The 14238-nt window shown below is 58.7% G+C and carries 8 protein-coding genes; 3 read left to right on the top strand and 5 right to left on the bottom strand.

All coding sequences use genetic code 11. The features are described from left to right. The 3 genes from dnaA (at window position 1) to gyrB (ending at window position 5535) form a co-directional block, all read left to right on the top strand. Window positions 1-1533, top strand: coding sequence for a chromosomal replication initiator protein DnaA (dnaA, locus tag DRB87_RS00005; RefSeq protein ID WP_130024380.1), 1533 nt, complete (start codon window positions 1-3; stop codon window positions 1531-1533). Between the two features lie 239 nt (window positions 1534-1772). Beyond that, complete coding sequence (gene dnaN, locus DRB87_RS00010; RefSeq protein WP_017232945.1) at window positions 1773-2879, top strand: DNA polymerase III subunit beta; 1107 nt, start codon at window positions 1773-1775, stop codon at window positions 2877-2879. 178 nt (window positions 2880-3057) lie between these two features. Then, the gene (gene gyrB / locus DRB87_RS00015; protein ID WP_130024381.1) at window positions 3058-5535 is read left to right on the top strand and encodes a DNA topoisomerase (ATP-hydrolyzing) subunit B; all 2478 of its coding nucleotides are present in this window, start codon (window positions 3058-3060) and stop codon (window positions 5533-5535) included. A gap of 218 nt (window positions 5536-5753) precedes the next feature. Here gyrB and DRB87_RS00020 read toward each other — a convergent pair whose 3' ends face one another. The 5 genes from DRB87_RS00020 to drmA are packed head-to-tail and all read right to left on the bottom strand — an operon-like array spanning window position 5754 to window position 14238. Next, on the bottom strand, window positions 5754-7592 hold the full coding sequence (locus tag DRB87_RS00020; RefSeq protein ID WP_130024382.1) for a DUF262 domain-containing protein: 1839 nt from the start codon (window positions 7590-7592) through the stop codon (window positions 5754-5756). 53 nt (window positions 7593-7645) lie between these two features. Next, the gene (gene drmC, locus DRB87_RS00025) at window positions 7646-8407 is read right to left on the bottom strand and encodes a DISARM system phospholipase D-like protein DrmC (protein WP_130027629.1); all 762 of its coding nucleotides are present in this window, start codon (window positions 8405-8407) and stop codon (window positions 7646-7648) included. Window position 8408: 1 nt separating this feature from the next. Beyond that, window positions 8409-10268: a DUF1998 domain-containing protein gene (gene drmB / locus DRB87_RS00030; protein WP_130024383.1), complete on the bottom strand. Its 1860-nt coding sequence runs from the start codon at window positions 10266-10268 to the stop codon at window positions 8409-8411. 2 nt (window positions 10269-10270) lie between these two features. Further along, the gene (locus tag DRB87_RS23325; RefSeq protein WP_240756115.1) at window positions 10271-11350 is read right to left on the bottom strand and encodes a helicase-related protein; all 1080 of its coding nucleotides are present in this window, start codon (window positions 11348-11350) and stop codon (window positions 10271-10273) included. Next, a complete protein-coding gene (gene drmA, locus DRB87_RS00035; protein WP_240756116.1) occupies window positions 11344-14238 on the bottom strand; it encodes a DISARM system helicase DrmA in 2895 nt (964 codons plus the stop codon). Before drmA ends, DRB87_RS23325 begins: the two co-directional genes overlap by 7 nt.

Consider the following 14238-nt stretch of genomic DNA (forward strand, 5'->3'; position numbering starts at 1 on the left):
ATGAATGACTTCTGGCAACACTGCGCGACACGTCTCGAACAAGAGCTGACGCCCCAGCAATTCCGTACCTGGATCAAACCGCTGGCGCCGCTCGACTTCGATGAACAGGCGCGCACGCTCAAGATCGGCGCACCCAATCGATTCAAGCTCGATTGGGTGAAGAGCCAGTTCTCCGGGCGAATCCAGAGCATGGCGTCGGACTTCTGGAATGCGCCGATCGAAGTAACGTTTGTGCTCGATCCGAAGGCTGGCATGCGCGTGCCGTCGTCGACCCCCGCCCCCACGCCTGCGCCGAGCGCAGCGCCCGCCCCGGCGCCTGCTGGCGGCGCGCGTGCGAATCCGGCCGTGGCTGCGTCGCAGGCGGCCGCGAATGGCGGTCGTGGCGCCGATTCGGCGTCGCTCGACGGTGAGCGCCCCGATCTGGAAGCGAGCGAAGCCGACGCGGTGCGCCGCAATTGGCGGGTGACGCCACAAGAGCCGGTGCAATTGGGGGAAGTCGAGTCGATCTACGAGCGCTCGAAGCTCAATCCCGTGCTGACCTTCGACAATTTCGTGACCGGTAAGTCGAACCAGCTTGCGCGCGCCGCGGCGATCCAGGTCGCGAACAATCCCGGCACGTCGTACAACCCGTTGTTCCTCTACGGCGGCGTTGGCCTGGGTAAGACCCACTTGATCCACGCCATCGGCAACCAGTTGCTGGCCGAGAAACAGAATCCGCGCATCCGGTACATCCATGCCGAGCAGTACGTGTCCGACGTGGTCAAGGCCTACCAGCGCAAGGCATTCGACGAATTCAAGCGCTATTACCACTCGCTCGATCTGCTGCTGATCGACGATATTCAATTCTTCTCGGGCAAGAGCCGAACGCAGGAAGAATTCTTCTATGCCTTCGAGGCGCTCATCGCGAACCGTGCGCAGGTGATCATCACGAGCGACACGTATCCGAAGGAGATCACCGGCATCGACGATCGGTTGATTTCGCGCTTCGATTCCGGGTTGACGGTGGCCATCGAGCCGCCCGAGCTGGAAATGCGCGTGGCCATTCTCATCAAGAAGGCGCAGGTCGAGGGCGTGGGGCTGTCGGAGGACGTGGCGTTCTTCGTCGGCAAGCATCTGCGCTCGAACGTGCGTGAGCTCGAAGGCGCGCTGCGCAAGATTCTGGCTTACTCGAAGTTCCACGGTCGCGAGATCACCATCGAACTGACGAAGGAAGCGCTGAAAGATCTGCTGACGGTTCAGAATCGTCAGATTTCTGTCGAAAACATCCAAAAGACCGTGGCCGATTTTTACAATATCAAGGTCGCGGACATGTATTCGAAAAAGCGCCCGGCCAATATTGCGCGGCCGCGGCAGATCGCCATGTATCTGGCGAAGGAGCTGACGCAGAAGAGTCTGCCCGAAATCGGCGAGCTGTTCGGCGGGCGCGACCACACGACGGTGCTTCACGCGGTACGCAAGATCGCAGAAGAGCGCGGCAAGGATGCGCAGCTCAATCATGAGTTGCACGTGCTGGAGCAGACGCTCAAGGGGTAAAGCCGGGCGGATGCGCGGGGCGGCGGGCGGGGTAGCCGGCATCCCTGTGGATAAGCGGGGGCGGTTTGGGGGAAACTGGGGTTTTCGGGCACAATAGCGGGTCGGCGCACAAAGCGTCCCCGGTTCGTCCACAGCGTTTTCCGCCCTGTTATCCCTTCTGCAAGCACTTGATCGATAAGGGAATCTTCGGGTTTTCAGCAGAAACTGGCACCCGTTAACAGTTACTACGAAGGATAAATATGCAATTGGTCAAAACTCAACGAGACAATCTGCTGCGGCCGCTGCAAATTGTGAGTGGCATCGTCGAGCGTCGCCACACGTTGCCGATCCTGGCCAATTTGCTCATTCGCAAGCACGGACAGGACATTTCCTTCCTGTCGACCGACCTTGAGTTGCAGATCACGACCACCGCCGACTGCGGTGCCGGCGCCGATGACGTGGCGACGACCGTGGCGGCGCGCAAGCTGCTCGACATTCTGCGCAACATGCCCGACGCCGAAGTGGCGCTGTCGCTCTCGGACAAGCGTCTGACGGTGCAGGCGGGCAAGAGCCGTTTCCAGTTGCAGACGTTGGCGGCGGAAGATTTCCCGACGGTGGCCGAGGCCAAGGACTACGCCGCGAGCTTCTCGCTGCCGCAGCGTGCGTTCCGCCAACTGCTGGGCATGGTGCACTTCGCGATGGCGCAGCAGGACATCCGTTACTACCTGAACGGCATGCTGCTCGTGGTCGAGGGTGAGAAGATCGAAGCGGTCGCAACGGACGGCCACCGTCTCGCGTACTGCAACACGACGATTGCCGGCGAAAAGTTTGCGCGTCAGGAAGTCATCATCCCGCGCAAGACGATTCTCGAGTTGCAGCGTTTGCTCGAGGACATTGACGACCCGGTGAAGATCGACGTGGCGCCGAGCCAGGTCAAATTCTGCTTTGCGAACGTCGAATTGGTGTCGAAGCTGGTCGAGGGCAAGTTCCCCGATTTCAATCGCGTGATCCCGAAAGGGTATAACAAGAGCTTCGTCATCAGCCGTGAAGAGTTGCATCGTTCGTTGCAGCGCGCGGCCATCGTCACGTCCGACAAGTTCAAGGGTGTGCGTTTCCTGGTCAGCGACAACTTGCTGAAGATCAGCGCGAACAACACGGAAAACGAAGAAGCGCAGGAAGAGATCGAGATCGATTTCACGGGCGAGTCGGTGGATATCGGCTTTAACGTGACGTACCTGCTCGACGTGTTGTCGAACCTCAAGGTCGAACAGGTGAAGGTGAGTCTGGGCGACGCCAATTCGAGCGCGTTGATCACCTTGCCCGACAACGACGAATTCAAGTATGTCGTGATGCCGATGCGCATTTGAGCGGATATTCCGCCGTACGCGCCGTCACATGCGCGAAGGGGCCGAGCGCCCCTTTGGCGTTTCTAGAGAATTATCCTTTTGCGGGATAAGCCGCCTTCGCGGCGCCAATGGCGCGCGGAGGGGGCAGGTCATGAAGCAGTAATTCGTCAGTTAATGACGCAGTAACCGGAAGATTGTCATGAGCGAACAGCAAAAGCAGGCCGATAGCGGCTATGGTGCAGCCTCCATCCAGATCCTTGAAGGTCTGGAGGCTGTGCGCAAGCGTCCCGGCATGTACATTGGCGACACGTCGGACGGCACGGGCCTGCATCACCTGGTATTCGAGGTGCTGGACAACTCGATCGACGAGGCGCTTGCCGGTTACTGCGACGACATCCACGTGATCATTCACGCGGACAATTCGATTTCCGTGACGGACAACGGTCGCGGCATTCCCACGGGTATCAAGTTCGACGACAAGCACGAGCCGAAGCGCAGCGCGGCGGAAATCGTGATGACGGAACTGCACGCGGGCGGCAAGTTCGACCAGAACAGCTACAAGGTGTCGGGCGGTCTGCACGGTGTGGGCGTGTCGTGCGTGAACGCGCTGTCCACGTACCTGAAGCTCACCGTGCGTCGCGACGGCAAGAAGCACTTCATGGAGTTCCACCGGGGCGTGCCGCAGAACCGCGAGCTTGAGGTGGTCAACGGCGTTGAGACGTCGCCGCTGAAGCTGCTGGGCGACACCGACAAGCGCGGCACCGAGGTTCACTTCCTCGCGGACGAAACGATCTTCGGCAAGGTCGAATTTCATTACGACATTCTCGCCAAGCGTATGCGCGAGCTGTCCTTCCTGAACAACGGTGTGCGTATTCGCCTGACGGATCTGCGCACGGGCAAGGAAGACGATTTCGCGTTTGGCGGTGGCGTGAAGGGTTTCGTCGAGTACATCAACAAGACAAAGACCGTACTGCATCCGACGATCTTCCACGTGACGGGCGAGCGCGACGGTATCGGCGTGGAAGTTGCAATGCAGTGGAACGACAGCTACAACGAGACGGTGCTGTGCTTCACGAACAACATTCCGCAGCGTGACGGCGGCGCGCACTTGACCGGTCTGCGTGCGGCGATGACGCGCGTCATCAACAAGTACATTGACGAGAACGAGCTGGCGAAGAAGGCCAAGGTCGAGACGACTGGCGACGACATGCGCGAGGGTCTGACGTGCGTGTTGTCGGTGAAGGTGCCGGAGCCGAAGTTCTCGTCGCAGACGAAGGACAAGCTGGTGTCGTCGGAAGTGCGTGCGCCGGTGGAAGAGTACGTGGCAAAGGCGCTCGACGAGTTCTTGCAAGAGACGCCGAACGACGCGAAGATCATTTGCTCGAAGATCGTTGAAGCGGCGCGTGCGCGCGATGCGGCGCGCAAGGCGCGTGAAATGACGCGACGCAAGGGCGTGCTCGACGGCGTGGGTCTGCCGGGCAAGTTGGCGGACTGTCAGGAGAAGGATCCGGCGCTGTGCGAGATCTACGTGGTCGAGGGCGACTCGGCGGGCGGATCGGCGAAGCAGGGGCGCGACCGTAAATTCCAGGCGATTCTGCCGTTGCGCGGCAAGGTGCTGAACGTTGAGAAGGCGCGATTCGACAAGCTGATTTCGAGCGAGCAGATCGTGACGCTGATTACCGCGTTGGGTTGCGGCATCGGCAAGGACGACTACAACATCGACAAGCTGCGTTATCACCGCATCATCATCATGACCGATGCTGACGTGGACGGCGCGCACATCCGTACGCTGTTGCTGACGTTCTTCTACCGTCAGGTGCCTGAGCTGATCGAGCGTGGTTACGTGTACATCGCACAACCGCCGCTGTACAAGGTCAAGCACAACAAGGACGAGCGTTACATCAAGGACGAAGGCGAGCTGGCGCAGTACATGCTGAAGCTGGCGATGAACAATGCCGAGCTGACGCCGTCGACGGGGGCAGCGCCGATTGCTGGCGATGCGCTGGGCGAGTTGACGCGCAGCTACCAGTTGGCCGATGGCGTGATCGATCGTCTGAGCCGGATTTACGAGGCGTCGGTGCTCACGGCGGTGACGGAAGGCGTGGAGATCCAGCTAGACAACGAGGAATCGGCGAAGCGCACGGCTGCGGCGTTGCAGGCGGCGCTGAGCGACGATCCGTTGGCACCGGAGATCACGATTACGGCGGTGATGGAAGACGTCGAGAATGCGGAGCCGGTGGCGTCATTGCGCGTGGAACGTCGTCATCATGGCAACGTGAAGCTGAGCGTGATCGACCAGGGCTTCCTGCAAACGGCGGACTATGCGCAGTTGCAGAAGACGGCGGAGACGTTCAAGGGCTTGATCGGTGACGGCGCGACGATTCGACGTGGCGAGAAGTCACAGACGGTGTCGAACTTCAAGGCCGCGATGAAGTGGCTGATGGCGGATGCGGAGCGCAACGTCTCGAAGCAGCGCTACAAGGGCCTGGGCGAGATGAACGCGGCGCAACTGTGGGACACCACGATGGACCCGACCGTCCGCCGCCTGCTGCGCGTGCAGATCGAAGACGCGATCGCCGCGGACGGGATCTTCACCACGCTGATGGGGGATGATGTTGAGCCGCGTCGCGCGTTTATTGAGTCGAATGCGTTGAGGGCTGGAAATATTGATGTTTGATTGTGTAGGATCCCGTTGGAGTTTAGATTTTTCCCAAAAAATTTAGATATCACAAGGAAAAACCCCAGCCGAGAACGGTTGGGGTTTTGTTTTGGCTAGTGGTGAAACGCTACATCAAAGAGCACAATTCAGCTGTTGCGGCAGAATCTCACTCGTTCCCCCAATTGCAGCAGGCATTAGCTATTGGCCTGACACCGACCGCCAACTCACTTCCACATTCACAGAGTTGAATCCGCGTCCACAGAGTGCCTTGATTTTCCCAGTTCCTTAAAGATATTGGACAGGTGCTGGGATCGTTTTTCAACGAAGGTTCGGAACGACGCAAAATCAAGTGGTGCGTCTGCGGGGATCAGGAGTCCGTCAAGGCTGAGCCCCTCTTGCTCCTTGAACCAATCAACGAATGGCCGGTCTTGCTTCGACTTGTTTCTGGACTCCTCCAAGAGGTGGAGGTTGACGATGCTGTTCCAGTTTTCGCGGTTCAGAAAAAACTCCAACGCCTCTGTTTTCCCTTTCAAAAAGTCGCACTGAGATAGCTTGTCCGGGCTGAAAGATGCCGCTGGATGGATGTGATCCTTCTGCAGTGCTCGCGTGTAGTCGAGATCCGGCATGAGCAACGCCAAGATCGAAAAGCACGACGCATCATCTTTCTGGGTTTTGAGCAATCGGCTGATGAAGTCATCATCGAAAAGCAGATCCTTGCTATGCCCTCGGTAGTCTTCGATGATCTTCGTCAGTGGGAACGACTCTGCCGACATATTGGCTTTGATAATCTTGCGCAAGTTTGTCAGCAGTGCATCGCCTTGGCCGCCGAAAACGCCCTTAAGCAGCGACATGTGCAACCACTGTCGGATCAGTTTCCGATCTTGAACGTGAAACGCTTGCTTGTTGATGCTTGAGAACACCCCCTTCTTACCAGTCGAGGCATCGCGACCCTTGTGATACAGGTAGTAGGCAATGGGAATGGCTGCGTTCTTTGCACGGAGAGATGCATCGTTCAGACCAAAAGACCGGATCAATCGAAACGTTTCCAAGATGCAGGCGCTGATCTCATCCCATTCACTCTCGATTCGGGCGACCTGCGCACCGGCGAAGTTTTCGACCTTGAAGCGGATATCGGCATCCGTCAACGCCAGTGCCGCCTTCAATACCCAGTCACGATCAATTGAGAACTCCATGTCAGAGCCAAACCTGACCTTGTCCACCAGATCGTCGATCTGCTGACGCGCATCCTTCTTCCAGTTCGCAATGGCAATCGACATCAGCAAATCGGAAAATGACAATGGTGTCCCACCGTGATTGGTGCGAATAAAGATATCCAGGACGTGGTCGATTTTTTGGCTGGTCTCGTTGTAGTAATGAATCAGGGTGTCGCGCCGAACGGCGAAATAGAGCCGCGTCAGTGTTTTTCTGGCATACGCGTTTGATGACATGCCAACCTTTTCCAGGTGGGCCATGACTACGTCCAGTACCTGATCTGCCGTCTCCGCCTCTTCGAGGTCCAGCACATCGCCGACAAGAAACCAGCATTTGTCGTCGGTGGCTCTATCTCGCTCTTGCTTTGTTAGGAAGGAGAACTCAAAGGACATCATCTCCTCGTTACGCTCTTCGTCCAAGGGGGCAGCGATATTCAGATAGAGCCGCCTCGGAGGCAGAATGGAATCATCCTGCGTCTTTGGCCACCACTTGCGCGGCAGCCTGTATGCGTAGGTGCCTTTCAGGCCGATGTACAGCGAAGTCAGTCGCTGCTGGCCATCGATGACGGCCTGGAAGTTTCCATGGCCCTTGGTATCGAAGTCAGGGTTGTTCTCGCCGAAACGTTCACAGTATTTTTCCAGAAATTGGTAGAAACGGAAGTTGGTTTTGACCTCCGCATCGGTTACCTCCCAGAACATGAATGTGTTGATGGGATAACCACGCATGATCGAGTCGAACAGCACTTCAATCTGGGATGTGCTCCATGTGAACTTTCGCTGTATCGCGGGCAGCAGGTACCGGCGAGAGACAATATTCTGGATTGCCTTGCCGATAGAAATGGCTTTTTCGTACTCGCCTGACATTCAAGATTCCTTATTTCGATACAAGCCCAGAGGGCGGTTCACACGCAGCGTAATCAAACCGAGGCGATCAATTTCGTGTCGACCAAGGATCGCAAGTGGTCGTCCAGCAGTCTGGGGATGCGCCCTCCCGAGATGAGCACGCCAGCCTCCATGTTCTTCTCCATCGCGTGGCCAGTGAGGTTGGCGCTGGTGATGAAACAGGATGCCTTGTCGGCGACAGCGACTTTGGCATGCACACGGCCATTCACAAAATCACCGGTCTTGTCGCGCCATGCATAGAGCTGTGCGCCAGGTACCAAGCCTCGCATCTTGCCAATGACGTCGATGTTGATGCTGCCGCCATGGTCTTGCGAGGACTCCAGCAACATAGTGATGCTCACCCCGCGCTCAGTGGCGGCATTCAATGCTTTGACGATGGACGACACGTCGTAGGCTACGAAGCTGGTGATGAACAGGGACTGTTCAGCGGAATTGATGACCTGCAGAAGTGCCTGCTCTGTTCGACGAGCCGATACGAAAGGCGTTGTCGGGCCAGTCCACACGAGTTCGGTGTATTGCTCAGATGCCGCTTTGGTGTAAACGTGGCTGGCAGCAAGAAGCATCGATGCCAGTTGGTCTGAACCGACCGTGGTATTTTGCCAGGCTGCCGCAAGTTGCTCGACTACGGTGCTGGCCACAGGGGTTCCCACCACACTCGGCAACGCGGTTGCGGCCTTGCTGGCTTCGGTTCGACGAACGCAAGCGGCAACGGCCTGTACCTTTTCCGGCGAAACCAGAGAGACCAAGGCTGCAATGGCATCCAAGAGTTCATCCATGTCAGAAACCCTTGAAGAAAGCAGCGTCGGCGCGTTCGAGTGTTGGTACGAGCAGCGATCGATCCAGATAGCGGTTGCCTCGCTCACAAGAGGTCTCCGCTACCAAACTGCACGCATGGCAGGCAGCACCATGCAGTGATCGATCCTTTTCTGGATCATGTTCCGAACAGAGAGGATCAGAGGAGCATATCTTCGAGCGATTTAACGCTTGCTCCAGCAAGCGGCCAAGATTTTCTGGCTTGCCAAGATCAACGAGGCCGCCTAGCGTCCCATCCGAATCGGCTGCTGCCGTGTAGATGAGGATGCCTGCCTGCGGGCTAGCGTCCGCCGTATCGGCATAGATGCGTTCACGAATGCTCGCGGCGTTGTACCCGCACTCCAGCGCCAGCTCACGAATCAGTAAGTGAGACAGCGTGTGCAGCATCGCATAACGAATGCCGGGGTAGCCTTCGTTCGGGTCGAGATGACGCGAATTGCGCCACCCCTTGTGACCACCACGAAGCATCTGGTCGACCTTCTTCACACCATCCAGAGCCTCCCACGTGACGAGCGCGGCTTCGTCGAACTGGATGAAGATTCCTTCACCATGAACCTGGTTGGCTGGCACCCAATCCGGCTTGCTGCGTGACAGGCTGGCCATCTGCGGACGCTCATTGGGGTCGCCAGACTCTTCAGGTGCCTCGACCCGGGTGAAACCCAGCAGCGCATTCACCTCGCGCAAACGCTCGAGGAGCAAGACTCGACTGATATGGCCTCCGAGGCCCTGTGGCGTGCCGACCTTCTTGCTCATGAAGTGCGGGTAGTCCGTGGGCGGGTTGGCCTCCGTCAGCACATCCCACTCGGGCCCTTTGATGTCGGCCTCACCCACGACATCCTGCTCGCCGCCGGAGCGATGTGCCTCGATGGCCGACCAGATCGAGGCCGCCGCATACTTGTCTATTCCTGGCAGCGCACCAGTCTTCTTCAAAGTCTTCACCGTCACCGACACTTCGGCTTCGGAGTCGAGATCTTCGAAAAACTCCCAGCCATCCTGGATCAGCTGACTGAGCGGGTCGTTGGCCTGAGGAATCGCGAGCGCCGAGAGCGTGATGGGGAACCAGCTGTTCGTGGCACCCAGCAGAACGGCGCGAGCCTCTTCATCACATTTGTTATCGAAGTGATCGAGATGTGGGTGACGCCCTCGGCAACCGGGCAGATTCTCTTTCCCGGCCTTTCCAAAGGCGTGCGCCATACTTCTGGATGCCCCACAGGCATCACACTTCACCCACAGGTTTTCGGTTTGCAGCGATGCACCGCTCTCAAAGAAGCGCAGCGTGCCCTTGCACGAGCTGTTGCCGCCATGGACGAAGTAGTGCCAAGGGAAGTCGTCGAGGTGACCGTCGCGGCAGGCCAGCAGGAAACGTGCGGGAACGGCATCCGCATCCTTGGCTGGTTGGTCGCCTTTAGAACCACGGCAGCCTTTGTGAACGAAGCGGGTTCGCTCCGGCCTGAAGCGGTTCTCCTTGATCTCGAACAGACCGGCATCAAAGGGCGACAGCAGGCCGCACTTCACACAGCGCATCCAGCGCGGGAATGGCCGAACAGAAACGCCGATGTTGGCCTCGGCAGACCAGACATCGACGAGTTCGCTTTTCTGGAATGGAGGCATCCGCAGATTCTCGACCTGCGCCCCCAGAACCTTTCGAACGGCAGCGAGCAGCCGTGCCTCTTGAATCGGTTGGCAGCGATCCTTTTCCCATCGGTCGATGCCAAGCGTCACGACTGACAGGCTGGGCAGGTCGATCAGCGCACCGGGGCCATAAGTCCACAGCAATTGACTGGGGCGTACTTCGCCGACTGGCGTTTTGTTGTTGATGACCATGTTCAATCCTCATCCTTCGTTGCGGGACGAGGCTTCCAATCGTGATCGTCCGTGATATGGCTCGTATTCATGATCAGACGTACGCCGGGCTCGACCTCTCGCATCGACATCGGCACGGTCCAGTTGTCCCAGGCTTGAAGTCCTGGAGACTTGATCAATGCAACGGTCTTGTCTTTTTCGGGGCCGCGCTTCTCGTAGGCCAAGATCCGTCCACCCTTGCTGACTTCTTTCGCCCATTCGTCGGCGCGCTCTTTCAGCTCAGTCTCAGCCAACAGCTTGCGCGAGTTGTCTTCAGCGACATTGCCTGCGCGTGTCGCCAAGACCTTGATGGCATCGACGATTTCGGCCTGATTGGACATGCTCAGTTGGCCAGCGCCTTCGTTCGGGCTGAATTCGTCGTTCTCCAGACGCATCAGGCTCAACAGCGAGCCCGTCAGACCACGATCCATCGCGCGTGGCGAGAATGGCGTTACCGATTGCGCCTCTACATGCTTGTAGAACGTGGCGTGGTAGTGCTCGAAGGTCTCGTAATGCGACAGGTCGCGTGGTCTGGCCCACGTCAGCACCGTGCAGACCAAGCCGGGGAAGGAGCGCCCGACACGGCTGGTGGCCTGAATGTATTCGGCGGTTCCCTTGGGCTGCCCGTTTACAGCCATCAGGCCGAGTCGATTCACGTCGACACCCACTGACAGCATGTTCGTTGCCAGCACCACATCGATGGCGCGTGTGTCACCTTCCTGCCAGCGGGTCACATACTTTCCGGTGGCAGTGTCGAACTCGGACTTGAATTTGACCTCCAGGTTGTCGAGGTACTTGGGAATATCCTGACTCGATACCCGCGACGTCAGCTCGCGAATGTTGCTGATGCTGCGTTGTGCCAGCGCGGGACGATCCACCATGCTCATCTGCACGCGGTAGGAACGTGTCTGCACGTCGTCCTCTGCCAGCCGCTTCATGCCGCCCAATTCACGCAGGGAGTTGAAGTAGCCGACCATGGTCATGTACGGGTCAGCAGGCTCGCCAAAGTGGTCGAACAGCTCCTGTGCTGCTGTCAGGAACGCAGTATAGACGCGGATCAGCATCGCGGGGCGAGAGCTACCGGGCGAGCACACGCCAAGGTAACGCCGCCCGGTTTTTCTTCGATCGGACGTTGCACCGAGAAGAAGTTGTCTTCCACGTCAAGACCATGCGGTGGGAACACCGACACACGACGCATGAAGACGTTGTTCACTTGCTCCTTGGCTTTGCGCACCGTTGCCGTGGAGGCAATGATCTTCGGTTTGACCGTCTTGCCATCGAGCGTCCAGCCGCACAGTTCATCCACGGCGGTCTCATACAAGCCCACCATGGTGCCCAGCGGCCCACTGATCAGGTGGAACTCGTCCTGAATGATCAGGTCAGGCGGGCGGATGGGGCTGATGACCTTCACCTTGGATGAAGGGAAGCCCTTGCCCGCTTGGTGATTGCCATTGCAATCGGCACCTTGCCAAAGCAAGCCGTGGCGCTCGCATTCCTGGCCCACGCGACCAAACAGTGTGCGCACCTGACCACGCCACGCCATCATGGCGAACTTGTCCACGGTGGCGATCATCATCGTGGGTGGGCGGTGGTAGATCTCTTCGTCCACAACCAGTACCGGAATCCCCGGGTGTGGCTGCTTGCTGGATTTGCCCTTGGAAAAATCGCAGCGGCCTTTCTTTTCACCACAGTAGACGAAGGTACGGCCAGTGCCTTTGTCGACCTCGACGTCGCGCCCAGGGGCCACTTCCGAGCCACACCACGGGCAACTAGTGAGCTGCGCGGGTGATGCTGCTCCGGCGTTGTATTTGCCGGGGTTGCGTACATCCTCAATGGCACGGTGGCTATCCTCGGTCGTACCCGGCGTCACCTTATTGCCAACCCACAAGCCGATGGTGAAGGGTTCCGTGCCGAGGGATTTATCGCCTTTTTCCAGCGCCTCGCGCCGCAGCACTTCCATCGCGCAGATCAGCGCCGTGGCACGCTGGAACTGTTGCAGCGTCAGCAGACGGAGCGTGTAACGCATGATCACAGCCAAACCGCGAGAGCTGTCGTAGCCGCCGAGATTGCCCTGCATGCGCCGAATGGCCATGGTGAAGGTGGCCACGCCCAGATAGGCCTCAGTCTTGCCGCCACCGGTGGGGAACCACAGCAGATCAGCATATGCCTCGACGGGCTGGACGCGATCCGGGTGACTCGGGTCTGCCAGAGACGGGATCGAGAGCAACAGAAACGCCAGTTGGAACGGACGCCAGCTGCGGTTCTTCAACACATCGAACTTGTCGAGGGTGACATCCTCACCCCGGCGCATGGCCAGTGCGTATTGGCTACGCACGCGTTGCGTCGCCATCGCACGGTTGGCGAAGCGAAAGGCAGCCAGCGCTTTCTCATCGGCTTTCAGCGTGTCGATACCCTGCTGCAGACGTGTGTGGATCTCCTGGCAACGATCCATCGCTTGTTGCGACTGGGTGTCGTAGCCGGTCACTTCTGCCCCGACACGAGCCCGCTGTTCATCGATCCATGCGGAGTAGTCCTTCGTCAGCAGGCTCAAGGCGTCGACCAGTGGGTCGATGTCCAAGGTCGCCAGCCGCTGCATATCAAGCAGGCCACTGCTGACCATCTGGCGCATCGCCGGGCGATCGGATGGATCGAGGCCCGGCGTCTCCGTCACCTGCACCTCGTACTGCGGCATCACCGTGGTACGCACCTGGGTGGCAAGCGTCACGTCGTCTGCGGTTTCGGCGTGGATGGCAACGCCATGTCCGACGGCGAATTCGACGCGGTTGCGGTAGATCATCTCCAGTGCTTCGCGTTCGGGGTCCATACCGTCGGCGTCCAGCACCGGCCTGCGCCGGAAGATGGCGCGCTTGGCGGCTCCCTTCTCCGATCGAACGATCAGCTCGGGCTGAAACACCCATGCCGTATCGCGGTTGGTATCCGGCTCTTCCTGTGCGTTCACCAGAAACAAGGTGACCAGCCGATCGCCATTGGCATTCTTGGGCCGGATGGAACCCTGCACGCGCACCTCGGGAAACTCGTTGTCGGGTGCCTGATGTGGAATCACGCCTTCGGTCAGCGGCAGCACGATCTTGCCGCCACAAGGAATACGCTGCCACACCTTGGCCTTCTGCCCGTTGGACTTGAGCAGTTCATGCTCATCATTCAGTACACGCTCGTACCGGCCCCAGTGCGCTTCAATCTCTATCCGGTCGGCGTCACCATCGACGCAGAAAGTCATGCCCAAACTGCTGGGCACCAGAGACTGGTTGCTGGCGGCATCGATTTCGTCAGCCGAATCCGATTCCGGCTCTACACGCCCGGTGGCCGTTCCAAATTCCGCCCCCGGTTCGTGACGTCCGGGAGCCTTGGTCTCCGTGGGCTCTTCGGCGTCGTCATTGGCCAGTGGCCCGTCCAGCCCCTCGATGCCGCCCTGTGCGGCCTCACGAGGGGCCAGCTTGCCAACCAAGTAGCGATCCCGCACACCCATGTCGACGATCCGTTCGCGGGGGCCACCAGCGGGGCCCAGCAGGTCGTCCACCACTGCCAGCTGCAGCAGTTCGCGAATGTAGGCCTGATCCTCGATGATCGGCACTTCGGCGATCGTCTTGTGCAACGCCTTGGGGAGCGACTCAAGGAAATCCGTCCATTGAATGCGGCCAACGCTGCCGGACGAAGGCGGGGTGAGCGAAGTAGTACCAATCGAAACCGCCGGATCGACCAACAGGATGCGGTCGAAGTAGATCGTGCTGGTCTCCAGATCGGAACGGATTCGCAGCACTCGCCCGACTCGTGTGATGTGACCGGCGGCATTTAGGATCAAGACCCAATCGTCATCCGCGATGGCTTGATACAGCGAATGCTCACCTTTCAGTCGCAACGTATAAGGTGCAAGAGTGAGGTCTGCAACGAGGCCATGATCGATGGCGATCCATGCATTGGGTGTTTTTGTCAT

This window comes from Pandoraea sp. XY-2 (assembly GCF_004193915.1).
In the GTDB taxonomy this organism is placed as follows: Bacteria; Pseudomonadota; Gammaproteobacteria; order Burkholderiales; family Burkholderiaceae; genus Pandoraea; species Pandoraea cepalis.